General features: G+C 48.2%; 22 protein-coding genes. 10 read left to right on the top strand and 12 right to left on the bottom strand.

Features of this window, described 5'->3' with window-relative positions:
* Nucleotides 1-2 precede the first annotated feature (2 nt).
* The 4 genes from NC981_RS13550 to NC981_RS13535 all read right to left on the bottom strand — a co-directional run bounded on the left by NC981_RS13550 (nucleotide 3) and on the right by NC981_RS13535 (nucleotide 4,617).
* Nucleotides 3-485 (bottom strand): DUF2442 domain-containing protein, encoded by a 483-nt coding sequence (locus tag NC981_RS13550; protein ID WP_348243335.1) that lies wholly within the window; start codon nucleotides 483-485, stop codon nucleotides 3-5.
* Complete coding sequence (locus tag NC981_RS13545; protein WP_348243333.1) at nucleotides 451-747, bottom strand: DUF4160 domain-containing protein; 297 nt, start codon at nucleotides 745-747, stop codon at nucleotides 451-453. Before NC981_RS13545 ends, NC981_RS13550 begins: the two co-directional genes overlap by 35 nt.
* 511 nt (nucleotides 748-1,258) lie before the next feature.
* Entirely contained in the window at nucleotides 1,259-3,076 is a 1,818-nt protein-coding gene (locus tag NC981_RS13540; RefSeq protein WP_348243331.1) for an ABC transporter ATP-binding protein, read from the bottom strand.
* Between the two features lie 131 nt (nucleotides 3,077-3,207).
* The gene (locus NC981_RS13535) at nucleotides 3,208-4,617 is read right to left on the bottom strand and encodes a GTP-binding protein (RefSeq protein WP_348243329.1); all 1,410 of its coding nucleotides are present in this window, start codon (nucleotides 4,615-4,617) and stop codon (nucleotides 3,208-3,210) included.
* A 138-nt stretch (nucleotides 4,618-4,755) separates the two neighbouring features.
* Between NC981_RS13535 and NC981_RS13530 the strand changes: the two genes are divergently transcribed.
* The gene (locus tag NC981_RS13530) at nucleotides 4,756-5,499 is read left to right on the top strand and encodes an NYN domain-containing protein (protein WP_348243327.1); all 744 of its coding nucleotides are present in this window, start codon (nucleotides 4,756-4,758) and stop codon (nucleotides 5,497-5,499) included.
* Here the strand turns inward: NC981_RS13530 and NC981_RS13525 are convergent.
* The gene (locus NC981_RS13525) at nucleotides 5,496-6,332 is read right to left on the bottom strand and encodes an ADP-ribosylglycohydrolase family protein (protein WP_348243325.1); all 837 of its coding nucleotides are present in this window, start codon (nucleotides 6,330-6,332) and stop codon (nucleotides 5,496-5,498) included. The two genes, NC981_RS13530 and NC981_RS13525, sit on opposite strands and share 4 nt — an antisense overlap.
* 101 nt (nucleotides 6,333-6,433) lie before the next feature.
* Between NC981_RS13525 and NC981_RS13520 the strand changes: the two genes are divergently transcribed.
* Nucleotides 6,434-7,024, top strand: a complete 591-nt coding sequence (locus tag NC981_RS13520; RefSeq protein ID WP_348243323.1) for a peptidoglycan-binding protein — start codon at nucleotides 6,434-6,436, stop codon at nucleotides 7,022-7,024.
* Nucleotides 7,025-7,662: 638 nt separating this feature from the next.
* Here the strand turns inward: NC981_RS13520 and asnB are convergent.
* On the bottom strand, nucleotides 7,663-9,702 hold the full coding sequence (gene asnB, locus NC981_RS13515; protein WP_348243321.1) for an asparagine synthase (glutamine-hydrolyzing): 2,040 nt from the start codon (nucleotides 9,700-9,702) through the stop codon (nucleotides 7,663-7,665).
* A gap of 205 nt (nucleotides 9,703-9,907) precedes the next feature.
* On the opposite strand from asnB, the gene NC981_RS13510 reads away from it, so the two are divergent.
* The gene (locus NC981_RS13510) at nucleotides 9,908-10,072 is read left to right on the top strand and encodes a metallothionein (protein ID WP_348243319.1); all 165 of its coding nucleotides are present in this window, start codon (nucleotides 9,908-9,910) and stop codon (nucleotides 10,070-10,072) included.
* A 58-nt stretch (nucleotides 10,073-10,130) separates the two neighbouring features.
* Here the strand turns inward: NC981_RS13510 and hemL are convergent, their stop codons facing one another.
* Complete coding sequence (gene hemL, locus NC981_RS13505; RefSeq protein WP_348243317.1) at nucleotides 10,131-11,429, bottom strand: glutamate-1-semialdehyde 2,1-aminomutase; 1,299 nt, start codon at nucleotides 11,427-11,429, stop codon at nucleotides 10,131-10,133.
* 105 nt (nucleotides 11,430-11,534) lie between these two features.
* Between hemL and NC981_RS13500 the strand changes: the two genes are divergently transcribed.
* Nucleotides 11,535-11,732 (top strand): ChaB family protein, encoded by a 198-nt coding sequence (locus NC981_RS13500; RefSeq protein WP_190376795.1) that lies wholly within the window; start codon nucleotides 11,535-11,537, stop codon nucleotides 11,730-11,732.
* A 46-nt stretch (nucleotides 11,733-11,778) separates the two neighbouring features.
* Here NC981_RS13500 and NC981_RS13495 read toward each other — a convergent pair whose 3' ends face one another.
* Both NC981_RS13495 and NC981_RS13490 read right to left on the bottom strand, forming a co-directional pair.
* Nucleotides 11,779-12,153 (bottom strand): DUF1257 domain-containing protein, encoded by a 375-nt coding sequence (locus NC981_RS13495; RefSeq protein WP_348243315.1) that lies wholly within the window; start codon nucleotides 12,151-12,153, stop codon nucleotides 11,779-11,781.
* Nucleotides 12,154-13,740, bottom strand: a complete 1,587-nt coding sequence (locus NC981_RS13490) for an AAA family ATPase (RefSeq protein ID WP_348243313.1) — start codon at nucleotides 13,738-13,740, stop codon at nucleotides 12,154-12,156.
* A 91-nt stretch (nucleotides 13,741-13,831) separates the two neighbouring features.
* Between NC981_RS13490 and NC981_RS13485 the strand changes: the two genes are divergently transcribed.
* The 4 genes from NC981_RS13485 to NC981_RS13470 all read left to right on the top strand — a co-directional run bounded on the left by NC981_RS13485 (nucleotide 13,832) and on the right by NC981_RS13470 (nucleotide 19,078).
* Nucleotides 13,832-14,644: a hypothetical protein gene (locus NC981_RS13485; RefSeq protein WP_348243311.1), complete on the top strand. Its 813-nt coding sequence runs from the start codon at nucleotides 13,832-13,834 to the stop codon at nucleotides 14,642-14,644.
* A 27-nt stretch (nucleotides 14,645-14,671) separates the two neighbouring features.
* Nucleotides 14,672-15,859: an ATP-binding cassette domain-containing protein gene (locus tag NC981_RS13480; protein ID WP_348243309.1), complete on the top strand. Its 1,188-nt coding sequence runs from the start codon at nucleotides 14,672-14,674 to the stop codon at nucleotides 15,857-15,859.
* Nucleotides 15,860-15,990: 131 nt separating this feature from the next.
* A complete protein-coding gene (locus NC981_RS13475) occupies nucleotides 15,991-17,739 on the top strand; it encodes a PAS domain S-box protein (protein WP_348243307.1) in 1,749 nt (582 codons plus the stop codon).
* Nucleotides 17,740-17,788: 49 nt separating this feature from the next.
* Nucleotides 17,789-19,078, top strand: a complete 1,290-nt coding sequence (locus NC981_RS13470) for a sugar ABC transporter substrate-binding protein (RefSeq protein ID WP_348243305.1) — start codon at nucleotides 17,789-17,791, stop codon at nucleotides 19,076-19,078.
* Between the two features lie 219 nt (nucleotides 19,079-19,297).
* Here the strand turns inward: NC981_RS13470 and cysC are convergent, their stop codons facing one another.
* From cysC to NC981_RS13455, 3 genes are all read right to left on the bottom strand, one after another.
* Nucleotides 19,298-19,849, bottom strand: a complete 552-nt coding sequence (cysC, locus tag NC981_RS13465) for an adenylyl-sulfate kinase (RefSeq protein ID WP_348243933.1) — start codon at nucleotides 19,847-19,849, stop codon at nucleotides 19,298-19,300.
* Between the two features lie 48 nt (nucleotides 19,850-19,897).
* Nucleotides 19,898-20,683 carry a sulfotransferase gene (locus NC981_RS13460; RefSeq protein WP_348243303.1) on the bottom strand — a complete coding sequence of 262 codons (786 nt, stop codon included), beginning with the start codon at nucleotides 20,681-20,683 and terminating at the stop codon, nucleotides 19,898-19,900.
* A 68-nt stretch (nucleotides 20,684-20,751) separates the two neighbouring features.
* Entirely contained in the window at nucleotides 20,752-21,873 is a 1,122-nt protein-coding gene (locus NC981_RS13455) for a quinone-dependent dihydroorotate dehydrogenase (RefSeq protein WP_348243301.1), read from the bottom strand.
* 174 nt (nucleotides 21,874-22,047) lie between these two features.
* Between NC981_RS13455 and NC981_RS13450 the strand changes: the two genes are divergently transcribed.
* Both NC981_RS13450 and NC981_RS13445 read left to right on the top strand, forming a co-directional pair.
* Nucleotides 22,048-24,777 carry a GAF domain-containing protein gene (locus NC981_RS13450; RefSeq protein ID WP_348243299.1) on the top strand — a complete coding sequence of 910 codons (2,730 nt, stop codon included), beginning with the start codon at nucleotides 22,048-22,050 and terminating at the stop codon, nucleotides 24,775-24,777.
* A gap of 122 nt (nucleotides 24,778-24,899) precedes the next feature.
* Nucleotides 24,900-25,319, top strand: a complete 420-nt coding sequence (locus NC981_RS13445; RefSeq protein ID WP_348243297.1) for a hypothetical protein — start codon at nucleotides 24,900-24,902, stop codon at nucleotides 25,317-25,319.
* The last annotated feature ends 1 nt before the right edge of the window (nucleotide 25,320 follow it).

Genomic DNA, 25,320 nt, shown 5'->3' with positions numbered 1-25,320 from the left:
GGCTACTTCGTCAATTGTGGCTTTACATGCCCTCTTGGCTCTTCTTGAGTTTCCTTGCGAGGTCTCCCACCCTTCTTGCCATTTTGCCTAGCCGCTTCCGACTTCGCGATCGTTCTTTTTTTACCGCCTTGTCTCCCCAACTCAATCATTGAGAGTTTTGTGCCGAGTATTCGAGTAACCAATCCAGAAATGCTGAAGTCAACATCCAGTATTTCCCAGTGGATGCTACCGCCATCGCCTGAAAGATGCACATCAGAAAGTTCTTCTATTGACGCTTCTGCAAGTTCTCGAAGCAAAGATACGGGAAAGGAGAACTGAGCCGCATTGGTTAGCGCGATTGTGTATTGCAATTTGCGTGGATAGAACTTCACAGATTCAGCACAAGGTTCTGTTGAGGCAGCTTGAACCCAAGCCGCCTTCGCTTGGGTAATTTGGCTTTCTAATTCGGCTTCACTGATTTCGTTCCTCCATTTCTTCTGAGCCATGTATCTTCTTCCATTCAATTAATAATTTATCTTGGTTATCCGCAACGAGTTGCCACGCTCTATGGATATCAGAATTTTTAATTTTTGGGTGTGCTCTTAGTATTTTTGGCGCATTGTTATCATCACCAATACTGATTCTTATATTTTTATCGCTTCGACTTCTCTTTTTGCCTACAAACACGTGAACGTGTGGCGGAAGATGATCATCGGAGTAGATGTACACGAATAAATTGTTCGTCGAATCTTCGAGAATTTTGCCCATCGAAAAAATCCTGCGGGTATTGGTTGATTTCAATTAAAAACATGAGGTCTTCCCTTATGGTGGTACTTTCTTTTTTTAGATTAACCTAACGCTTGGGTTTCTGCAAGTATTAGATTTTTTACAGTATTGCTCTTGTACTGAGAGACTGCGGCGATCAAGAAATCAGGGAGCGAAATTATGCTTCTTGCCTCTACAGTGTGACAACGACAGGTGGACTGCCTTGAGATCGAGTTTGCAGCTTTTCTCAAATCTAGCCGTTGGTCGCGATCTCTCCTACTACGACAGCATTGATGTTGGTCTCTGCAATCAGTTTATTCAATGTGATCGAGCGTTTGCTCGATCACATTGAATAATTCCCACAAGCTTGGGCAGCGCCATCGGCAAATACTCGGCGTGTCGCCTTCGGAGTTTTCCGTATGGTGTCGTCTACTAAATTGCTCCTCAAGGCATTCTGATTATCGCCGTGATGCCACCTCCAGCGCAAACTCAACTATTGGATCGATCGTTCAATCTAAGCTAACAATTCGCCAGTTTCCTGAAGCGAGTGCAAGCGTTGATAGAGTCCGCCTTGTTGTAGCAGTTCTTCGTGGCTGCCAACCTCAACAATGTTGCCTTGGTCTAACACCACAATTTTGTCTGCTTCACGCACCGTACTCAGTCGGTGAGCAATGATGATCAATGTTCTCGTTCCCAGAATCGATCGCATTGCTAACTGAATCGATCGCTCTGATTCATAGTCCAAGCTTGAAGTTGCTTCATCAAAGATCAGCACATCCGGATCAACAATCAAAGCTCTGGCAATCCCGATTCGCTGTCTTTGTCCTCCGGAGAGTCGAACCCCCCGTTCACCAACGATCGTCGCATATCCGGCTGACATCTGTTGGATAAAGTCTTCTGCCTGAGCAATACGACAGGCTTCGCGGACTTGCTCCATTGTGGCGTTGGGATTGCCATAGGTCAGGTTATCGAGCAATGTGCCATTGAAGATATCAACCTCTTGGTGAACAATGGCTAATCGCTTCCGATAGCCACTAATATCCAACCGTCGAATGTCTTGACCATCGATCAAGATCTTGCCCTGATTCGGCTCAAAGTAGCGGAACAGAAGCTTGACAAGCGTTGATTTTCCTGACCCCGATCGACCGACTAATGCCACCGTTTGATATGGTTCGATGAGTAAGTTGATGTTTTTGAGAACGGGTCGATCGGCATTGTAGCCAAACCGCAGATTAGAGAATTCAACTTTCCCAGTGAACTGGTACTTCGGTACCGCTTCAGGATGGGGTGCAAGGCTACTAGCATCCATACCAACCGGAAGCTTCATAAACTCGTGAAAGCGAACCATTGAACCATAGCGCCGCGCAAAGAACTCAGCAAATTGACTAATCGGTTGTACTTCCGCATACGCCATACTTGATATTGTGAACGTCGTTGTAAAGTGACCGATCGAGATCTTGCCCTGTGCTGTGGCATAGACTGCTAAAGCAAACAAGATGAACACACAAGTCTGAACGATCGTGCGCTCATACATCATCAGCATTACATAGCCTTTGTGAATGCGATAGTCCAGCACTTTGAACTCTCGATCAAGTCTCTGCTGCTGGCGCTTCAGCTCTGAAGTTTCGGTTGCAAAGGCTTTCACTGTCTTAATGTTAGTGATAATCTCAGAAGTGCGGCTTTCAGTGTCCTCCATGTATTTATCTAAGCGTTCTTCTTGGTCAGAAAGCTCTTTCAGCCCTACTAAGTTAAACGCGAGAATACCAATAAACGAAACGAGCAGTAAAATCGCGATGCGCCATTCGATAAACCAAATCACTGCAACGATTCCAATCACCCGTAAAAGCTTCGGGAACAGTTGCGAAATCATATCCGGATAGATCCAAGTATGATTTGACAATCCTTTTGCAACACGCGCTGCAATCCGTCCAGCATTGTTCTCGTCGTAGAACTCTAATGGTAAAGTCAATACCTTTTTTAACGATTCCTCAGCGTTATCACGACGCGCCCGAAATGCAGTATCCCAAGCAAACCAGGCACCTAACCACGGCTGAATCGGCGCACGCACCACAGACACGATCGCGATTAGTACCAATAACACCGATAGCGTAAAGGATTGATTAACTTCAGCTCGGCTGATTTGTGCAGTTGAATTGATCAGGCTTTGTAAGATACGATCGATCGGCTGCCCCGACAGGACATTCAAAATTTGCCCGATCGTATAAGGCACAAATAAGTCAATAATCTCGAACAAACTCATCATCGCAATACTGAAAATTGAAATCTTCCAGTAGTTGCGAAAGTATTTGAGAATGTCTAAAAATTTAGCCATACATCCTCCCAGTGTGGCTGAGGGTCGATCGCCCCGACAACATTCAAAAAATTCCAAGCGCCAACGGAAATTGAGACAGGACGCTGCTCAACTTCTTCAAGATTTTTATAATACTACAAGTATTACAGATATTACAAAAGTTCTTGCCGCAATCGATAAATAATCGTTTTGGCATCCACTTGATTCAATATTTCGCGAATCACCGTGTTAGCGCCCTGTGCGCCCCAGGTGCAGCCATTTTCCAGGTAAACTTGCGCTGCTCGTCCAACCGAGTACGACCCATATCCTGCAATGCCTGCTTGAACAGCAGCCGTTCCCGCGAATGCCGAGAATCCTGCACTGCCATCTACTCCGGTCGCTAAAGCTGCTGCACTTTTGCCCATTCCTAGTAAAACTCCGCTACCAATCTCACCGAGCAGCAATGTTCCTGAACTGAGCAGGATTGTATTTAATAGCTTTCCTGCCTCATAGCGCGTCATCGGCAAGCCATAGAGATTCGCTAAAGCTTGGATCATTGCTAAATCTGAAACTGCGCCACCAATGAGATCGAGAAACGCGATCGGGTTGAGTGCAATGGCGATCGCTTTGTAGCGGGTAAACTTCCAGATTAAGGCTTCAGCTTCGGCGTTTCGCAGTTCCATCACTTTCGCCGCGATTTCTTCTTCTGCGACTCTAGCTTGAGTCAACGCATTGAGTGCCAAGAGCGATCGACCTTCTCGATTCAGAATCGTCAGAATCTTCGCTTTCAATTCCTCAATTTGCGGAGGTGGGCTTTCCCATTCATAGCTCACCCGCCCGTCTGGATATTCCACGCGCATTTGCAGCGGTGCGGGTTCCGCCGCAACCATGACAATCTCATCTGAAGTTAAAAGCTGCTCTAAGCGATCGCTATTTCCTGTTCTAGCCCCCAAGCTTTGCAGATTGAGATAGATATCTTGGCGCGATTGATCCGGATAAAGGTCAACTTTGTTAAACACTAGAATTAGCGGCTTTTGTGCTTGTCTGAGATCACAGAGCGCTTTGTATTCAGTCCGCGTCATATCTCCAGAAATCACAAACAAAATTAAATCCGCTTGTTGGGCAACTTCTTGCGCCATTTCTGCCCGCGCTTGTCCGTCAATTTCATCAAGTCCCGGTGTATCGATCAATTCGATGCGAATCTTGCTCGAAGACTCTGGCACGATCGATCGTCCTTCAGACACAAACCCACCACTTGGCGACCAAGTAACCAGGCTGGGAGCCTGCGTCACGCCGTTTAGGGGCCCTGTTTCAAACACCTTTTCTCCAATCAGCGCATTCAAAATTGCCGATTTTCCGCGACTCACCAAGCCAAACACCGCAATTCTCAGCACGTACTGATCGAGCTTCTTCAAATTGCTTGAGATCGTTTCGAGTTCCGCCTTTAATGCAGATTCAAGTTGCGGGTCTTTGATTGATCGCAAAAACTGAGAATAATTGGTAAACGCTTGGCGCAAACTTGCCCGCGCTCGATTGAGGTGAGTGTCCTGGGGATTCGGGCGATTAGAAGGGGCTTGACTCAAGGCAATCTAGACCAACGGCATCGATTTCTATTCTCGATCAAATTTGCAAAACTCGGCGGAAAGACACCCGTACAATTTCGCGCTTCGGATGGGAATGATAAAGGCGTTTAGAGCGAAACTTCCCCTACTAATGTCCTAATGTCAAACAAAGTCGCAATTTTCCTAGATGTTGAGAATCTATCCGGATGGTTGAAGTCAGAAGGGGGAAGCATTTTGCTGCAACAAGCGAATGCACTCGGACAGGTGATGATTCAACGAGCCTATGGTGACTTTAGTAATGCAGCGATCAGTGGTCGCCAAGAGGATCTGATTAACTTGGGCTTTGAACTTGTTCACGTTTACCATCCCGTTAAAGGCAAAAATGCGGCTGATATTCAGATGGTTGTAGATGTCATGGAGATGACTGCACGATCGCCCGATATTTCTTCGTTTGTGCTGGCAACCAGCGATGCTGACTTTTCGCCATTGTTTCGGCGATTGAAATCACTCGGTAAGAGAACGATCGGAATTGGTCGAGAATCGGTTCTGAGTCGAACGGTGCAAAATTGTTGCGATCGTTTTATCTACATCGACGCAGATAAAACGCTGGAAACAGCAGTTGATCCTCAAGCCCAAGCACTCAAACTATTAAAGCAAGCGCTTTCCGGTCTTCAAACGCCAACAACGCTCTCTCTACTCAAAGCAGAAATGCTGAAACAAGATCCAACTTTTGATCACAGCAAGTTAGGGTATGGCAAGTTTCTTAAGTTTGTTGAGAATGCGAATTCTGTTGTCAAACTGGAGCTAATCAAAAAGAAATGGCTAGTTCATCCTGTAGCTGAGAATGTGAATATTGTTAGCCTCACCGCAAATAGCAAAAAATCTAAGAAAAAAGCAAGTTAACGCCGTATCACTTGAGGAGCCGCAACTGCAAAATTCCTCGGTCTAACCACATACATTCCTGACCAACTGGCTAACAGTTGCTGAGACAATTGCTGAATTTCAGCTTGTTGTGGAACATTCATGCGCCATTCGGACGGAAGCCCGATCGTGCTGTTATACGCTCCAGAAAGCGCCCCAGTGAGCGCGGCAACCGTTGGAGTCTGATACTCGATCTGTAGCGATCGCAGAACCGACAAGCGAAAGTCTCCTGGCGTGCTGAGAAAACAATACAGGGCTAACGCAACGGCAGCATCTCCCAGCGTGGCATCACTCAGCGTCAAAATAAGCTGAGTCGCCTCTTCAAGTCCAATGCCCTGCTGTACCATCGTTTCGACTTGCTGAAGCCGCTGGAGCTTGGGAACTCCTTCAGGCGGTGGTAACAAGACTTCAAACATCGAAGTGACAAAGCGGCGAGGATTGAGCGATTCGAGTAAAGCTTGCGAGAACGTATACCCGATCGCCAGTAAGTCCAGCTCCGACACCGCAGAATTCTGCCATAGCCTCAGAACAGTCTGAGCATTCTGCCTCAGCTTCAGAAAGTCTTCGTGAAAGAACAGGAACACAGGCAGAAGCGCGATCGCAGATTCCGCCGTTGTCAGTGGCTCTCGAAAAATCGGATGGTCTTCTGTTTCGATTCGCTCCGGAGTAATCAAAGACTCCGCGTAAAACTGCATGAGCTGATCGAGCGAATACCGACGAGCAGGAACCCGATTCAGCGATTGCAGTGCGATCGTTTCGCCGATTAGCGCCCCCATCATTGCGGCTTGAAATCGATAGAGAAGGGCAGATTGCATGATTATTTCTCGAAACCTAGTGTAAAATCTTCGCTGACTTGGTTGGTTTTTTGGCAGATTCAATCCGTTCGATGCAACCTTACCCCCTGATATCGCGTCTCATGATTCGTCCTTATTCTCGCTTGTCTATGCGGACTGTTCGATCGCTGATCATTTCGATTGCGCTGGTGCTGAGTACGATCGTGCCTGGATGGACGCAGACTCGACCGATTCTCCGAGTTGGAAGTCAAGGCGCAACGGTGACTGAGCTACAAAGCACTTTGAAACTTTTAGGATATTTTTCAGGTTCAGTCAATGGTGCATTTGAAGAAAGCACCGATCAGGCCGTAAAACGCTTTCAACAAGCGGCGGGAATTACAGCCGATGGGGTGGTTGGGAATGAAACCTGGAACCGCTTGTTTCCCACTTCTGAGCCTACGACGCTGACTCCAGCGCCTCGGACTCCTGAAGCACGTCCGGTTCGTTCTGAGCCTGCGCCGACGGGAGCGTTTCCGATTTTGCGACGGGGTGCGAGAGGTGAAGCAGTACAAGGATTACAAAGTCGATTGAGAGCGATCGACATGTATGACGGAGAAGTTGATGGGGTGTTTGGCGCTGGAACTGAAGCAGCGGTAAAAGCAGCACAAGCGAAGTTTGGGTTAGCGGTTGATGGGGTGGTTGGGGGTGCAACTTGGGCAGCAATCTTACGCTAGTTTGGGCGATCGTTGCAGTCCGTAAAGCGCTGTAAACATTAGTGAATTGAGTGAGCCGAACTGAGATGGGAGTGCTACTTTAGATTCAAGACACAAAAGAAGTTGAAACCCTTCTTCCCAGTCAGGTTAAAGCCTGTGTCTCCTGCTTTAATCGCTCGCAAAGTCTAAAGGGCGAAACTACGATCGACCTTCAATTACTTTCAGATTTGTCTCTTTCACTTCAGTTTAATGGTTCAATTTGAGGCAAGCTAAAGTTCAATGAAAACTACAGCCTGATTTGGCTGAATCCGTGGTGAATGCTGATTAGAATGTTTGCGATTTTGTCCACCTTACTTGTTACTTCTTGTTTCAGCTACACATACAACTAAGTGACTACAGTTTTCAGGGTTTGGCGTTTTGCCAGACCCTTTGATGTATGTTTGAAGTCATCGCACAACTCTGTGAATGTGGGTTCGATGGGAAGCGTTCGCTCCGATGTCAAATCCGGGTCGCCTCCTCAATCCCCCAGAATGGGGGATTGAGAGAAGAACAATTCCCTAAGCTTAAGAAGTTTTCTGGCTTTCAAAGTCCCGCACTTGTGGGGGATTTAGGGGGCAAGAAGCCGATCGAGCCGAAGCGAGAAACTCGTTGCATTCGCCTTAGCTGACCCCAGAGAGGACAGGTTGGTGAGATCGCCAATTTAAGTGCTGCGATCGCTCCCTTGCCAATCTCGGAATATCTACCGCAACAAACTGCTGATGCAACATCTGAACACTTAATAGATGATTGATGATGCCATCTAGCTGAGTTCGTGCAGAAAGCGGTGTGTTCGGATTGGTATGGCGTTGCAGCACTTGATTCACTGCCTCAGCATCAAGCAATCCTGCATCTGCGATCGCCCGGTTTGAAAGATACAGATCACACAGCGATCGCAATGCTCTTTGCTTTTCCACATCCGTATGCGAAGGAGGAGCCATAAACGCAAACTTCTGGCGATCGTACAATGCTTGCGGTAATAGTCCCTTCATTGCTTCCCGCAACACATACTTATCTCGCTTGCCGCGAAAACGCATCAATGGCGGGAGTGTGACCGCAAATTCAACTAAATGATGATCCAAGAATGGAGGACGCGCTTCCATTGAGTTTGCCATATCGACGCGATCGCCTGCCCATCCCAGAACTTGTGATTCAAACTGAGTTTTGATCCAGATGTATTGCACTTTATCAAGCGGATGTCGATCGGAGATTTGAGCAGGATCAAGGGCGGCAGCGATCGCTGCTCCAGGTGAATAGTTCGCAGTTGCAGCGCGATGCTCCGGGTGCAACAATCCAGGAACTTGTGCCCCCATTGATAACCAGGACTGTAAGCAACTCGGCGTGAAGCCAACTAACTGAGTTAGGGCTGGATCATCTAATGCTTTTTGAGCTAGTAGATTGCCCTGGAACAATCGATTACTTTCTTGTAGCCAAGCTTCGAGATCGGCGCGTTCCTCTGGAGTGGCATCATTCATGCCGTGACGAATCATATCCAATCGCAGTTGAGGATATCCGGCAAACAGTTCGTCAGAGCCTTCACCCGTGAGAACAACGCGATATCCGGCTTTATGGACGTGCTCACTCAGGAGCAGTTTGGCGATCGTAAACGTATTGTAGATACTGCGCTCGGTGTGCCAAATTGCGCGAGCAAAGTGATCATATAGTTCGCCCCCCCGTGTCATTACAATGTCTTGATCGGCTCCGACCGCTTGCGACATTTGTTTTGAGATCTCAGTTTCATCATAGTCCTGATTGTCAAATCCAACCGTGAAAGCTTTCACCGGAGACTGTTGGCAAGCTGCTGCAACCCCTAAAATAGTGCAAGAATCAATTCCACCCGATAGATAACAAGCCACGGGAACATCGGCTTCTAACTTGAGTTGAATTGCTTCGATAAAGCGTTCTCTTAGCGTTTCAATGTAATACTCGTCGTCGTATTGTTGGGTACGATCGCTGAGTAAGGGAAAGTTCAAATCCCAGTAAGTTTTGGTGCGAACCTTCAGTTCTCCATCTTGACGCTCAACAATCACCATCTGTCCCGGTTGAACTGCGTGAACTCCCTCAAATGCAGTCGTTCCCGGAACCATGAGTTGCATGAGTTGATGATACAGTCCGTGTGATGAAATTTTACGCTTGACTGCGGGATGAGCAAATAAGACCTTAATCTCAGAACCAAACACCAACCCTTCTGGAGTCATTGTCCAGAACAAGGGCTTAATGCCAAAGCGATCGCGTACTAATGTGAGTCGATCGTATTGCTTTTCATAGATTGCAAAGCCGAATTCTCCGCGCAGATGAGGTAATGCACCTTCTAATCCGAAGCGATCAGTTAAGTGCATCAATAGTTCTGTATCGCTTTTGGATTTAAACTGATAGCCGCGTGAAGTCAGGTCTGCTCGAATGCGTTTGTAGTCATAGAATTCGCCATTGTGAGCAATCATGATTTGCTGATTTTCTGACACAAAGGGCTGACGAGCACGATCGGCGTTTAAATCAATAATGGCTAAACGGGCATGAGTGAAACCGACACCGCGATCGTTGATCGTTTTCCAGCCGCAGCCATCTGGCCCTCGATGCGATTGAATGGCTGCCATTGCGATTAAAACCGCAGGATCGATCGGTCTTGCTGGGTCGTGCTGGAAAATACCACCAATGCCACACATACACCTTTCTCCTACAACTAGGAAATCAATTCGCTTTGCTCACTGTATGCAGGATCACATTTCAAAGAATCTATTGTTTGGAATAATTTAAGATTTTCTGTTATTTGAATGAATATCTGAAGCCATCTGCTTTATGTAGAAGTTTGTAATATCTGAACAAGCATTCAGATGTTAGAATCAAGCCAACTGATTCGGAGAAAATAAGATGACGACCGTAACCCAAATGAAATGCGCTTGTGAACCTTGCCTGTGCATCGTCTCAACCGATAGCGCTGTTCAGAAAGACGATAAATTCTATTGCAGCGAAGCCTGTGCAGATGGACATCAAGACGGACATGGTGACTGTGGACACAAAGGCTGCAACTGCTAAAAAACTAAAAAAAGCCGGAAGAAGTAAATCCTCCGGCTTTTGCATTTCAGTAGAAAGCTTACAAACTTGACATCACCGATCGTGCTGCTTCAATCGTGCGATCGATATCTTCATCGGTGTGCGCCAGCGAGGTAAAGCCTGCTTCAAACTGCGATGGAGCGAGGTAAACCCCCTGCTCTAACATTCCGCGATGAAACTTGCTGAACTTCGACAAGTCCGATTTTTTCGCATCTTCGTAGCTGTGAACAGGCCCTTCGGCAAAGAAGAAGCCAAACATTCCGCTAATCGAACCCCCGCAAGCGGCATGTCCGGTTTGTTTGGCGACATCAAGTAGACCTGCGATCAGGCGTGAAGTGATGCGATCGAGATAGTCATACGTCCCCGGTTGACGCAGCAGTTCGAGTGTTTTAATTCCCGCCGTCATTGCCAACGGATTGCCGGAGAGCGTTCCTGCTTGGTACATCGGGCCTGCGGGAGCAACCATCTCCATGATTTCGCGCCGACCGCCATAAGCACCGACAGGTAAACCACCGCCGATCACTTTACCCAATGTGGTTAAGTCCGGGGTAATGCCAAACTTCTCTTGCACTCCACCGTAAGCGATACGGAATCCGGTCATCACTTCATCGAACACCAGCAGCGCTCCGTGTTCTGTCGTGAGTTCGCGCAAGCCCGCGAGGAAGCCGGGGTCTGGGGGAATAAATCCAGCATTTCCGACGATCGGCTCCAGCATTACGCCTGCCACTTCACCCGGATTTTCTTCAAGTAGCTGTTTGACTGCTTCTAGGTCGTTATACGGTGCAGTCAGCGTACTGCTGGTGGTAGATTTAGGCACACCGGGAGAATCCGGTAAACCGAGCGTTGCCACACCCGATCCAGCCTTCACCAAGAACATATCTGCGTGTCCGTGGTAGCAGCCTTCAAACTTAATAATTTTCTCGCGTCCAGTGAATGCCCGCATCAAGCGCAGCACCGACATACAGGCTTCCGTTCCCGAATTCACAAACCGCACCATTTCGATACTGGGAACCGCGTCGATTACCATTTCCGCGAGGACGTTTTCGAGGTAAGACGGCGCGCCGAAACTCGTTCCTTTTTCCGCCGCCGCTTGGATTGCCCGAATCACCTCTGGGTGAGCATGACCGCAAATCGCAGGCCCCCAAGTGCCAATATAGTCGATGTATTGATTGCCATCGACATCCCAAGCGTAAGCGCCTTTGACGCGATCGAACACGATCGGCTGTCCGCCCACCGACTTAAACGCCCGAACGGGAGAACTTACGCCACCCGGCATTAATTTCTGAGCAGCCGCAAAGATTTCATCTGATTTGGTGGTTTTCAAAGTACCTGTGATCAAAGTGGTCTCCTTAAATCAAATCCTGAAGATATTCCATAGGGCAGGTGAGTTTTGTCCACACAGCCGGGATACTTGAAAATTATCCCATTACTGGAGGCGGCTTGAATGTCGTACCAAAGTAATCGCGAATTGCCCAAAGAGGTTCGCGATCGCCTGTCGGAAACTGCCCAGCACTTCTATAGGGTAGCGTTTAACTCTGCGCTTCAGTGGTATGGGGAGGAGTCGAAAGCGCACCAAATTGCCTGGAGTGCGGTGAGAAATCAAGCGGTGAGTTTGAATAGCGCGATTGTTGAAGTTTTGTAAATCTATGAGTGCCGTTGAAATCTAATCTCAACGGCACTCAAGCTATTTAAATCCAGCGTCCGACGACGACTCGCACGGTTCCATCTTCTAGGACTTCTTCAGCTTCGATCGTATATCCCTGCTCTGCGGCAGTCCTTTGCAGTTGCTTGTGGGCGTATTTTTGCTGAACTTCATTGATAAATTGCGTTTGATTGATTCGCGCTCCCCAGAAGTCTGCAATCAGGACGTATTCATCGCCTTCGCGTCGAAAGCCGAGATCGTAGCCATTCGATCGCCGAATGACATAATCTGCTTGAATTTTATTGCCTTGATAGCCTCGCACAAGTGCATTTTGCTCAACTTTGTATCTGAGTTCGCGTAAGGCTTGATGTAGCACTTCGCCGTCTTTGATTTCAACTTTAATCGTCGTAAAGTGTGACATTTATTCAATCTCCAAATCAATTCCACGCTGGCGAGTAATGGCGCGTAACTCTTCGATCAACTGTATATCCTGTGAAGCTGGACGTGCTCCTGAATTGGCAGCCCATTGTTTCAGGGCATCGATTTGATCACGCGCGATCGCAGCGAGGGGAACAGATTCTTCGATCGCCCGCACGATATCTTCAGTTGTAAAGTCTCGACGGTTGCCAGGACTGCCCTGACTAAAAGCCCGTTGCATTCCATCGACGATCGTTTGCTCAATTTCTGCACCGCTAAACTGTTGAGTCTGACGAGCGAGTAACGCTAAATCGAACTCGCGGAGTCGGCTCGATCGTAATCTCTGAAGATGCACTCGAAAGATATCGCGTCGTTCTGGCTCGGTTGGCAAATTGAGGAAGAAAATTTCATCAAAGCGACCTTTGCGTAGGAGTTCAGCCGGGAGAATTTGAACATTATTCGCAGTCGCAACAATGAAGACTGGACTCGTTTTCTCCTGCATCCAAGTAATCAGACTGCCAAACACACGGCGACTGGTGCCAGAATCTCCGTCCATGCCTGCATTAATGTTGCCGAATGCTTTATCGATTTCGTCCATCCACAGCACACAAGGCGCGATCGCTTCGACAATTCGGATCATCTGCCGCACTCGACTTTCGCTTTCCCCGACCAGTCCACCAAACAATCGACCCGCATCGAGCCGCAATAGAGGTAAGCGCCATTCGTGCGCGATCGTTTTTGCAGACAGTGATTTTCCTGTACCTTGAATGCCTGCAAGTAGAACGCCCTTTGGGTTCGGAATGCCGTAGCGCCTTGCTTCTTCGGTAAAGCTATCCTGGCGCATTTGTACCCATTTTTTCAGATTGTCTAAACCTCCCACACTTTTGAGTGATTCTTGGGTGGTGAAGAATTCTAGAATTCCAGTTTGACGAATCGCTTGGCGTTTAGCCTCAAGAACACTATCAATATCTTGTTCGTTGATGTGTTGTTTGGCTGCGATCGCTTTGGCTAAGACTCGCTGAATTCGGGCGCGGCTCAATCCCTGACAGGCTTTTACCAATTGTTCGCGACCCAGTTGAGAGAGTTTGAGCTTTTCCGCCACCACGATCTGAGAAATTAAGGCATCAATTTCTTCTACATCAGGGAGCGGGAAGTCGATTACCGTCATTTCTTCGATAATCTCTTGTGGCACATCAAGAGAATGGCTTGTGAGTACCAAGGTTTTACGACTGCGCTTCAGGTCACGCGCCAGGTTTTTGATCTCCCGCACGATCGGAGCATTCGTTGCTTGTAGCGGAAATTTGAGAATCGGATGAAGATCGCGCAGAACATAAACTGCAGCTTGATTATTTGAAGCTTTGGCAATGCGTCCGAGGGCTGCGATCGCTGATCCTTTGTCTGCTCCGTTATCGTCCCAACCGCGCACAATATCCCAGCATCGTAATTCCCGCTCGGATTGTTGGCACACTTGCAGAAGAACGGCTTCGATCGAGTCCTCTTCGACTCCGACTAAGTAAATCAGTGGATATCGAGCGCGTAACATCAAATCGAGTTGCTCGATAATTTCTTGCTGAGAGCGAGTAGCAACCATGTGAACGATCGCGGCGAAATTCAGTTCAAATATACCACAGCCAAAAGATTGCTTTTCCGGCACACTAGAGAGAGCATCCCATTGATTCAGCGTGTCTCAGTTCCCGAACGAGTTTGATGCAGTGTTAGGAAGTTCCGCCCGTCCAATGATGGGTAGCGCTGTATTGGGAGGAATCGACGGCATTCGGCAACGGCTTAAGAGCGATCGCATCGATCAACGAATTGCAGCCTTGCAAGAAATTCAACACACAGCAGCAGGGTTAGATCTGTTAGTTCAAGCCTTAGATGATTCGGCGATCGCAGTTCAGAAAGTTGCTTATACATTGTTGCAACCTTATCCAGAACTACTGCAATCGTATCCGCACTATCGATTGTTTGAATGTTTAGCGGCATTAAAAGGACATCACACTGGAATTACAGCGATCGCAGTTGCAACACAGCATTTACGGTATGGCGATCGCTCGATTGCGATTAGTGCGAGCCGAGAGGGATTGATTCAGGTTTGGGACATTGCGGCTGAAGATGTCATGTTTAGCATTCAGGCTTATACCTTTGTTTACACCATTTCGATTGATCCCGAAGCTGATATTTTTATGATTCAAGGAGCAAAGCGCAAGGTACGATCGTGGAGTCTGAAAAATGGTCAAGAAATTGAGCCGACCGAGATTAAATTAAGACAAATTGCATCCGTGGCGAGAAATGACGATCGCTATCTCATTAGCGGCAGTCAGAACACAATTAAAATCTGGGATTTGCAGGCAGGGCGGGAAGTTTGTCAATTGCAGGGACATACAAGCCTGGTTACAGCCGTTGCCGTCAATGAAGATCAGTCTTTAATTGTTAGCGGGAGTGAAGATAAAACGGTGCGGATTTGGGGAATTTCTGCATTGCCGCAAATGCGATAAACTGCTTCTACGCATTAGGGCAATACCGTGGCTCAAGTTGTTCTCGAAAACGTCTACAAATCCTATCAAAAGGGCGATCAAAGCGAAAATACCGCCGTGTTGCGATCGATTAATCTCCTGATCGAAGACGGTGAATTTATGGTGCTAGTTGGCCCCTCAGGATGCGGCAAAAGCACCTTGTTAAGACTGATTGCAGGACTCGAAGAACTCACTGCCGGAAACATTCGAGTGAGCGATCGCGTAGTTAACGATTTGCCACCGAAAGAGCGCGATATCGCCATGGTGTTTCAGAACTACGCGCTTTACCCACACATGCGCGTCTATGATAATTTGGCATTTGGACTACGACGCACCAAGTTAGACGGAAAAAATGCGAATTGGACAGAAAATTTAGCGGTTGGAGTGACGCGAAACTTACCCAGTGGAATGCGTTACATCAGCGATCGAGAACGCGCCGTTCGAGAACGAGTCAAGCTGGTCGCACAAATGCTGCAAATTGAGCCATTATTGCATCGCCTACCAAAACAGCTTTCAGGTGGACAAAAACAGCGAGTTGCACTCGGTCGAGCCATGGCACGAAATCCACAAGTTTTTTTGATGGATGAACCGCTCTCAAACTTAGATGCAAAGCTCAGAGCCGAAACACGGGCGCAGATTGTCAAACTTCAGCGTCAGTTAGGAACCACCACAATTTATGTCACGCATGATCAAACCGAAGCGATGACAATGGGCGATCGCATTGCCGTCATGAACGGCGGACAGATTCAACAGCTTGCCACACCGCTAGAACTCTACAATCACCCTGCAAATCGCTTCGTGGCTGAGTTTATTGGATCGCCCCCAATGAATTTCATTCCGATGCAAGTTCGCGCTCCATTGACCTTGCATCATGCTCTATTTCAACTCACACTCCCGAATCACTGGGCATCAGCGCTCAGCCGCTACGATGGTCAAATGATTACGCTAGGCATTCGTCCTGAGCATCTGAGTTTAAGCGATTCTAATGAGCAGACCATTCTAGTTGCAGTCGATTTAATCGAAGCTTTAGGGCATGAAACCGTTCTCTCTGTCAGACTCGCTGACAAGTCAGACACCATGCAGGTTCGTACCACTCCCGATCGCACCGTCAGGCTGGGTGAAGCTCTGAGATTGTTTGTGCCGATCGACAAAATTCATCTGTTTGATGAGAAAACTGGAGCAGTGATTGTTCCTTAGCTAATACTGAAAGTTTGTCGCCTGCATCTCTGTTCTGGGCAGGAGGGTTTGCATTAGCGCATACCAGCTCGCTGGCACAATAGAATTCCTTTCTGGGAATCCTAAAAAGGACGTGTATCAGGGATTCCACGATGATTGGTCAGGAGATTGAGACCACCGCAGCACTAAGTTTTTGTCACGTTCTCGATCGAGTTGCGGCTCCAATTTTTATTCAAGATCGTCATGCTCGCGTTGTGTTTGTGAATCGCGCCCTTGTCGCACGATCGCGCTACACCGCTGCACAACTCCTCGAAGGTGCCGATCGCGTCTTCTCCGCAGAATTAAGAGACGATGGAGGCATTTTCACCCGCGAAACCGATGTGATTCAGACAGGCTACCTCCACGATGCTAACGGACAAGCGCAAGCGGTTTCAGTGGTTAAGTCGATCGTACACGATGCAGACGGAAATCCTTTTGTTATCGGAACAATCGAAGATTCAATCAATGCGGACAGAATTGATCGCGCCAGAAGCGAGATCGAACGACAGCAGGCGGAAGTTGCACTTCTAAAGTCAGAACAACGACTATCGATGCTGATTCAACACGCACCGATGGGGATTATCGAATGGACACCGGAATTTACCGCGAAAGAATGGAATCCAGCAGCCGAAAAAATCTTTAAAACTCCACGATCGCAAGCAATAGGACGGAATGGAAACTGTTGGGTGCCGGAACAGGATCAAGCAAAAGTCAATCAGATTATTAAAACGCTGTTTGAGCAACAGGGTGAAATTCACAGCATTAATCAAAACCTCAGAGACGATGGAGAAATCATTGTTTGTGAGTGGTATAACAGTCAGATTTTAGATGCAGATGGAAACGTCACTGGTGTCGTTGCAATGGTGCGCGATATCAGCGATCGCATCCGGTTAGAGGCAGAACGCGAACAAGCAGATCTTGCACTCAAACAATCCGACGCCCAACTCCGTCAACAAGCCCAAGAGCTTGAATCTGCATTTAAGCAACTCCAAAAAACTCAGGCACAACTGATTCAAAATGAAAAAATGTCGAGCTTGGGGCAATTAGTTGCAGGCATTGCTCACGAAATTAACAATCCAGTGAGTTTTATCTACGGCAACGTTGAACACGCAAAAGACTATATCGAAGATTTGCTACGAATAATTCAGCTTTATCAAGCGGATCATCCGGTTCCCAGTGAACAGATTGCCGAAGAACTCGAAGACCTGGATTTAGAATTTGTGCGGCACGACTTAATGAAGCTGCTGGACTCAATGGGAACCGGAGCAGAACGCATTCGCGATATTGTGCGATCGCTCAGACATTTCTCGCGCCATGATGAAGCGGATCTAAAAGCGGTCGATTTGCACGAAGGGATTGAAAGTGCATTGATGTTATTACAGCATTTGTTAAAGTCAAATCGAGCTTGCGGGAGTCCGTTGCTGCGTCCAACCATTCAGATTGTCAAAGACTATGGCGCTCTACCAAAGATCCAATGTTACGCAGGCTTGCTGAATCAAGTCTTTATTAATGTGCTATCTAATGCGATCGGTGCAATTAATGAGCGCTGGCTTGCAGAAGAAATTGACTTTACTCCAGAAATTACAGTGCAAACAGTGCTGTTTCAACAGTCAGATTCAACCGAGTGGGCGCGAATTTCGATTACAGACAACGGCATCGGCATGACTGCGGCAACACAGCGCCGTTTGTTTGATCCATTCTTTACGACAAAGCCTGTGGGACAAGGGTCAGGATTGGGACTATCTGTGAGCTATCAGATTGTGACTGAGCAGCATGGAGGACGATTAAGCTGCGATCGTCCCTCAAAGCGGGGTGCAACTTTCGTAATTGAGATCCCGGTGCGGCAGTTAATGTGGAGTTGAGCAATTGATCCGGTAAACTGAGCTACACTGCAAGACATTGTGTAGATTCATGCGTCAGATTAGAACTTGGAAAACGTTTACGATATTTACGATTTTGGGAGTTGTGCTTAGTTGGCTGGTCAGTTGCGGCAGTGGGACTCCCAACGGACAAAGAGCGGCGGACGGTCAGCTTGATTTTTGGACGATGCAACTGAGCCCACAGTTTGATAACTATTTCAAAGCGCTGTTTGCAAAGTTTGAGCAAGAAAATCCGGGCGTAAAAGTTCGCTGGACAGACGTGCCTTGGGCAGAGATGGAGCGCAAGATTTTGACTTCTGTGGCGGCGAAAACGGCTCCAGATGTGGTGAATCTTAATCCTGGGTTTGCGTCTCAGTTGGCTGAGCGGGGCGCGTGGATGAATCTCGATGAGAAAATTCCGGCGGACGTGAAGCAACAGTATTTTCCGGGAATTTGGCAAGCGAGTACGCTGAACGGTAAAACCTTTGGTGTGCCTTGGTATTTGACCACACGAGTTGCGATTTACAACACGGATTTGATGAAGAAAGCAGGCATTTCCAAACCGCCTGCGACTTATGCAGAACTGGCTCAAGCTGCAAAGCAAATCAAGGAAAAAACTGGAAAATATGCGTTCTTTGCCACAGTTGTTCCGAATGATTCTGGGGAAGTGATGGAATCGTTTGTGCAGATGGGTGTTCAGTTAGTCGATGCTCAGGGCAAAGCGGCATTTAATACGCCTCAAGGTAAAGCGGCATTTCAGTATTGGGTTGATATGTACAAAAATGGTTTGATGCCAAAAGAAGTCTTAACTGAAGGACATCGACACGCGATCGATCTCTATCAGCAAGGCAATACGGCGATTTTGGCATCGGGTGCAGAGTTCCTCAAGTCGATCGCGAAAAATGCACCGACGATCGCTCAAGCCTCGCAGTCTGCGCCGCAAATCACGGGCGATACTCGCAAGAAGAATGTTGCCGTAATGAATATCGCAATTCCAAAAGATACGGATCAGCCGGATGCTGCTGTAAAGTTTGCGCTGTTTTTGACCAATAATGCCAATCAGCTTGAATTTGCTAAAGCTGCGAATGTGTTGCCCTCGACAATTCAAGCGGCACAAGATGGTTACTTCACGGCTGCACCCGCGAATGCGACTGCGATTGATAAAGCCAGAATCGTCAGTGCAGGGCAGCTTAAGGAAGCGGAGGTGTTGATTCCGGTGGTTAAAAATATCAAGACGTTGCAGCAGACGATTTACGAGAATCTTCAGGCGGCAATGTTGGGTAAGAAAACTGTAGATCAAGCGATTAACGATGCAGCGCAGGCTTGGAATAGTCAGGCTTAGAGTTGCTGAATTGATGAGATTTCTCGCTGCGTTGGGGGCGATTCGCCCTCATTCCCAGCCCTTCTACCCTGTACACACAAGTCGATTGGTTTGTGATTGCTGAGATCCCTCGCCCCTAAATCCCCCAATTTGGGGGATTTAGGGGCTGAAGCCGATGGCAACGAAGCGGGAAAGAGATGTTTGTGCACGGTAGGAGGGATTTAGGGGGCAATCACCCATTCAAACCGAAGCCGAGAAACTTGCTGAACTCGCCTGATATCTAGAAATCACCTGCATCACTTTGGTCACACTCTGGTCGATCGTTTCCTCCGCAGTCGAGCAAGTGACCTCCGGATTCAAAGGCGCTTCATACGGTGCATCAATTCCAGTAAACTGTGGGATCTCTCCATTTCGCGCTCGTTGATACAGTCCTTTCACATCTCTTTGCTCACAAACCGCTAAAGGCGCATCAACAAACACTTCAATAAATGCACCAATTTGCGATCGAACTTCTTGCCTTATCGATCGATAAGGCGAAATCGCAGAAACCAACACAATTACACCGTTTCGAGTCAGTAAATGCGCCACAAACCCGATCCGACGAATGTTCTCTTCACGATCGGCTTGACTAAATCCCAATCCTTTGGTCAATGTTTGGCGTACTAAGTCCCCATCTAAATGTTCAACTTTTAAGCCCTGCTCAATCAAGTGTTGGCAAACGGCTTGAGAAATTGTGGTTTTACCTGCACCGCTTAATCCTGTAAACCAAACCGTTAAGCCCTGCTGAGCAATGTCCGGTTTGGCTAACTCTAAGGTATCGATGTTTTGCAGCATGTCAAATTAGGCGAGAGATAAAGTAGTGTTGCGGTAGCTTAGATAGTCGTCTGCTGAAACCGTGCGCGATCGCAGCCGTTGGTAATACTCATCAATCAGCGCAACACCCGTTTCAGTTGTTGTTTGATGATGATAGTGAGATCGATCGACCACTGCTGCTGCACGATCGACCAAGCTCAAATCCAGCCCAAAATGTTGTGCTAACTGTTCAGTTTCCTTGCCGGGATTGTTCATCAGATCCTCATAGCAAAGAAAATAGACAGGCAGATCGCGAGTAAAGTACGTTGCCGCTAAGTTTAATTGCAGCCAAAAGCGCAGATGTCTATCTACGTCCCAGCCTTCCCAGTTGTAAAACAAGGCTTGATTGGATTTGAGAAAACTAGATGGAGAGCGAAACGCAAGAATGATGTTTAATTGATAGCCTGCATTTGATAAAACTCGCTGCCATAGCGGAAAAGTGAGCGAAAAGCGCGGATCTTTGAGTCCGATCATCGCAGTCTCGCCCCATTCTTGAGCAATTTTGGTCTGTAGATTTTCTTCGGGTTCAAGCCAGCGATCGTCCTCGAAATCTTGCTCAATGGGTAAGAAAAAATCGCTATAGCGATAACCCAACGTTTGAATCAGTTGATTGTTGGCATCATTGACCCACTTCAATTCAAAAAAAATCGGATTATGGCCACCTTGAATAAAGTGTTGATCCGAGCCAAAATTAACTCCAAATTCCGACAAAATGTGGCTCGTTACCGATGTTCCACTGCGTTGTGCGCCAAAGATCAGAAACGCGGTTTTCATACAGAGCGATCGCAGAACTTCCTTTTTACTATTCGGAAAGTGATTGATCCCCGCATCGCTCTTTAGGATTACTCTTTAATCGCAAGATTGTGCGAGGAGCCGATCGCCGCCTGCAAACTCTCAAAGCCCGATTGCTCTAGTCGTTCCTCTAATCCCTGCAAGATCCGCTTGACCATTGTTGGACCTTCGTAAATCCAACCCGTATAGACTTGAACTAAACTTGCCCCAGCCGTAATCTTTTCCCAAGCATCCTCCGCCGAAAACACACCGCCTACGCCGACAATCGGTAAGCTTCCCCGAGTTTGTTTCCAAATCGCTCGAATGACTTCGGTGGATCTTTCTCTGACCGGAGCGCCACTGATTCCACCTGCTTCTTCTGTAATCGGCTTTCTAGTCGCCGGAATCATTTGCGTTTTCAGTCCATCGCGGCGAATCGTTGTGTTCGTTGCGATAATTCCAGACAGTTGAAAGCGCTGAGCTAAGTCTACGATCGCAGCAATATCCTCAAATTCCAAATCAGGCGCAATCTTTACCAGCAAAGGCTTTTCACTCTGATTCTCGGTTTGTAGCGCTGACAGAATCGGTTCTAGCTGATCAGTGGCTTGGAGCGATCGCAGTCCCGGCGTATTCGGAGAGCTGACGTTCACGACAAAATAATCGCCCAGGGGTTTTAACAATCGAAAACTGCCTAAATAATCCTCTGCGGCAGCCTCCAGCGGCGTAATTTTTGACTTGCCTAGATTAATCCCGATCGGAATCCCTTTGCTTCGCTGCTCCAGTCGCGATTGCAGCGAAGCGGCTCCTTGATTGTTAAATCCCATGCGATTGAGTGCCGCCAGATCCTCGACCAACCGAAACAAGCGCGGCTGTGGATTTCCAGGCTGAGCATGAAACGTCACCGTTCCCAATTCGGCAAACCCAAACCCAAAACTCGACCAAACATTCGCTGCCACGCCATCTTTATCAAAGCCTGCCGCTAAACCGATCGGATTCGCAAACGTCAAACCCCAAAGAGACTGCGACAACCGAGGCGAGTCAAATCCATACAGATGATTTAAGCGCGATCGCAGCCAGTCCGACGAATTGATCCAACTGAGCGATCGTAAAGTCTGAACATGCAGCCACTCCGGATCAGCATTCAAACCAGAAAACAGAACAGGACGAAGAATCGATCGATAGAAATCTGACACAGGAAGAATTTAATTAAAACAAGAGAGCATCGATACAGTAGCGCATTTTTGGTCAGGTTCGCTGCGCGACTGTATCCATCCAATCGCACTCGTGCAAAACCTACAATCTCCGGGCACTCTATCAAACGAGTAGGCAAATCCCGCCGCTCCTGTGCGCTATCCTCCGGCTGATACATGGGTTACTCGAAAGAGACAACGCAATCTGAACAACACTTAATCGCCCTCAGTCGCGTTCTCAAACATCTGCGTGAGGGAGATACCCTTGCGATCGAATCTGTCTACGCCTATCTCAATACCTGCTTTGCCTTCGATCTCGTCTGGATTGGATTGTACGATCGTGCTGAACATCGTTTGTCTGGTAAAGGAGGGAAAAGCCCGCTGCGAGATGCACCCTTTCTCAAACAACGATTCATCCTCACTCCAGGCGACATTCTCGAACAAGCCGTCGTTCAGCAAATACCGCTCACCTTTCCTGATCTGCGTGAAGCACAACGGGCAAACGAGTGGCGCAAATTTGCCGAAAAAGCGAACATTCAAGGCGCGATGATTTTCCCGATCTCACTCAAGAATCAATGCTATGGGGTCACGATCGTCGGCTCAAAACTATGGGGAAGCTTTCCAAGACCCGAAGAACAATCGCTAATCGCGATCGTTTTAGGAGAATTTGCAGCCACGCTAGAAGCCGCAGAACAAGAACAGAAGCGACAACAAATTAAGCACGTTGATCGTCCGATGTTAACAATGCTCTCGGAACTGCGATCGCTCCCTAATTTTGAACAGCGGCTCGATCGCGTTATAGAGCAAGTCCAGCAGTTTGTTCAGCCTGCCCGAACGAGCCTCTACTGGTTTGAACCGACGCGCCGCTATTTTTGGCGAAGAGCCACAAATCAAAAAGGAACTCGCTCGATCGATTCTGCATCCGGGCTAACCGTGCAGGAAATGAGCAGCTTTTATCAAGCGCTGCAAGCCGATCAAGTGATTACAATCGGCGAATCCATCAGCCTGACCAAAGCGGAGATCACCGTGCGAGTGATGGAATTCATTCGGGCGCGATCGCTAATTGCGGCTCCGATCTTATGCCAGAACGAGCTATTGGGATTTCTCACCGCAGAAAGCGACCAACCCCGAAGCTGGCAAGACGAAGATAAACGGTTTATGCGAGCAGCCGCGCAGCTACTGGGGCTGGTATCGCCGCTCGAAGGCATGGAAAACACGATCGCCCAAGTCAAACTCGATCAAGCCCTCACTGCCGAAATCGCTAAAGCAATTTACAGCACAGGCGATGGAGTTTCTGCCTTGCAAAATGCTGCAGCTTTGTTAAATCAGCGATTAGGCATCGATCGCGTGATCGTTTTGCTCTACGATTCCGATCGCGATGCGTTTGAAGTGCGCTATCAAACCCAGCCACAATATAAACGACCGCTGCCTGCTTGGTTTGCCTCTCTCAGCCCGATCGACTGGCAAATGCTAGAAAAACAGTCGAACCCGATCGCGATCGAGAATCTAGCAGACGATCTCCGCTTTGCAGCTTGGCGAACTCCGCTTTTAGAGCTGGGAGTGCGATCGCTATTGGTGTGCAGCACGACTCTCGGACACGCTGTAGAAGGGGTGCTGATTTTGGCGCATGAGCAGGCGCGATCGTGGACACAGCGCGAAGGCGAGTTTACCAAAATTGCCGCTCAGCAAGTGGGAATTGTTCTCCGGCAATGGAGCTTGCAGCAGCAAAACGACCAACAGCGCAAGATCTATCAGACGATTCAATGGGGCTTGAATACGATTCAACAAACGCAGCATTTAGATTTGCTAGAAAAATCGGCGTTACAGTACATCGCGCAAATTTTAGAAGCACCCTTGGCAGTTCTAGCCGGCTGGGCAGCAGGTCGAGGAATCGGACGAGTGGTGCAATCTAACAACGATCGTCGATTCCACATCGACCCCCTTCTGAAAGTCTCGATCGAGACGGATACCTTTCTTCAGCGCGTCCTAGCTCACGACGGAATTCTCTCCGTTTCTATCGATGAGATTCCGATCGAAACCCGGCAGTGGTTGAACGCGCCTGGAATCGGTCAAATTTTGGCAATCACGCTCAGAACTGCGCCCGAACATGAACCCACTGCGGTTGTCCTGGTGGCGGATCGGCTAGAGCGGCAATGGCTCGATCGTCACCTCACCGTTTTGAATACCTTGGTCGCTCAGTTTGCCTGGTCACGCCGACATTTAATGGTGTCCGAAGCATTGAAGCGCGATCGCGAACGGTTAGAGCGCCTCAGTTGGTACAAGCATCGTCGGCTCGAAGATCTGTATCGATCGGTCAAGTTCAGCGTTTCTCGACTAGCTGAGCTGCCGCTCGGTGATGCGCGACAAGCTCAACTGCTGCGGCAAATCGACACCACGATCGATCCGGTGCGTCATGTGATTCGCGATGAACAATGGCAACTGACAATCAGAAACGAAACGGTGCAAATGATCGGACTGGTCAGACGAGCGCTCGATCGCGTCGATCACTTGCTCAAGCAGCGCCAACTCTGGTCACAAGTGCATCACGAAATTAATCCGATGATTTACGGAGACATTACTAAGCTTGAATTAGTCCTATACGAACTGCTGCTGATTGCTTGTCAGCGGGCAAATTTGGGCGGACGCATTGATATTTGGTGTCGGCAAATCAGCGCTCAGTGGATGGAAATTGCCATTACCGACGATGGTGCGATCGAGCCGCGACTCTGCGAAGACCTTGAAGCCGGACGAGCCGTAGATTTGCTCGCTCCGTCCACGCTCGACAAACCGCCCGGACTCCATCTCGCAATCTGTCAGTCACTCATGCAGCAAATGGAATCGGAATTCAATCTTTACAAGCTAGATGATGGGCGAATTATGAGCCGAGTGGTACTCCCGATCGCATGACCCAACAAAATTTAGAGTCTTTCGTCTGCATAGTTTAAAACTACCGATACAATGTTCGCTTGAGGACAATGAATCGTTCTTAAGCAAACCATCAAGGCAAACTATCAAGGTGTGAGGGCGGTATGGCGGCGGCACTCAAGTCTAAGCGAAAAAAATCAGCGACATCGGTGCGGCAGTTACCCCAGTCAGGCCAACCTCCCCGATGGTTGCGATCGCTGCTCCTGACTCAGCGAGTTTCGATCTTAGTGACGTTTGGTTTAGCAGGTACGGTACTTGCCGTTTATGGATGGACGGTGTACACTCAGCAGCTTTGGGGCAAAGAATACAGCAAGCTGGAACAATTGCGTCGCAACGAACGCCAGATCACAGCAAACGGAGAAGTCCTGAAAAATCAGATCGCGACTCAATCGAATCGCCCGGATGCAAGTTTGGTTCCGCAAAATCCCGATAGCCTCATTTTTATTAAAGCTGCTCCGCCCCGTCCTGAAAGACCCGTTGCTTCTTCTTCGCAATCCTCGCCTGTTGCCCCTCTAGGATATTAGT

Source organism: Leptolyngbya sp. DQ-M1, assembly GCF_039962505.1.
GTDB lineage: Bacteria > Cyanobacteriota > Cyanobacteriia > Leptolyngbyales > Leptolyngbyaceae > Leptolyngbya.
Note: the sequence above shows the minus strand (reverse complement) of the source record. Positions and strands in the feature narration are given on the sequence as shown.

Excerpts from the sequence above, each read along its gene's own strand:
- NC981_RS13550 (WP_348243335.1), bottom strand. The coding sequence starts at position 485 with ATGGCTCAGAAGAAATGGAGGAACGAAATCAGTGAAGCCGAATTAGAA.
- NC981_RS13545 (WP_348243333.1), bottom strand. The coding sequence starts at position 747 with ATGGGCAAAATTCTCGAAGATTCGACGAACAATTTATTCGTGTACATC.
- NC981_RS13540 (WP_348243331.1), bottom strand. The coding sequence starts at position 3,076 with ATGGCTAAATTTTTAGACATTCTCAAATACTTTCGCAACTACTGGAAG.
- NC981_RS13530 (WP_348243327.1), top strand. The coding sequence starts at position 4,756 with ATGTCAAACAAAGTCGCAATTTTCCTAGATGTTGAGAATCTATCCGGA.
- NC981_RS13525 (WP_348243325.1), bottom strand. The coding sequence starts at position 6,332 with ATGCAATCTGCCCTTCTCTATCGATTTCAAGCCGCAATGATGGGGGCG.
- NC981_RS13520 (WP_348243323.1), top strand. The coding sequence starts at position 6,434 with ATGATTCGTCCTTATTCTCGCTTGTCTATGCGGACTGTTCGATCGCTG.
- asnB (WP_348243321.1), bottom strand. The coding sequence starts at position 9,702 with ATGTGTGGCATTGGTGGTATTTTCCAGCACGACCCAGCAAGACCGATC.
- NC981_RS13510 (WP_348243319.1), top strand. The coding sequence starts at position 9,908 with ATGACGACCGTAACCCAAATGAAATGCGCTTGTGAACCTTGCCTGTGC.
- NC981_RS13500 (WP_190376795.1), top strand. The coding sequence starts at position 11,535 with ATGTCGTACCAAAGTAATCGCGAATTGCCCAAAGAGGTTCGCGATCGC.
- NC981_RS13495 (WP_348243315.1), bottom strand. The coding sequence starts at position 12,153 with ATGTCACACTTTACGACGATTAAAGTTGAAATCAAAGACGGCGAAGTG.
- NC981_RS13490 (WP_348243313.1), bottom strand. The coding sequence starts at position 13,740 with ATGGTTGCTACTCGCTCTCAGCAAGAAATTATCGAGCAACTCGATTTG.
- NC981_RS13475 (WP_348243307.1), top strand. The coding sequence starts at position 15,991 with ATGATTGGTCAGGAGATTGAGACCACCGCAGCACTAAGTTTTTGTCAC.
- NC981_RS13470 (WP_348243305.1), top strand. The coding sequence starts at position 17,789 with ATGCGTCAGATTAGAACTTGGAAAACGTTTACGATATTTACGATTTTG.
- NC981_RS13460 (WP_348243303.1), bottom strand. The coding sequence starts at position 20,683 with ATGAAAACCGCGTTTCTGATCTTTGGCGCACAACGCAGTGGAACATCG.
- NC981_RS13450 (WP_348243299.1), top strand. The coding sequence starts at position 22,048 with ATGGGTTACTCGAAAGAGACAACGCAATCTGAACAACACTTAATCGCC.
- NC981_RS13445 (WP_348243297.1), top strand. The coding sequence starts at position 24,900 with ATGGCGGCGGCACTCAAGTCTAAGCGAAAAAAATCAGCGACATCGGTG.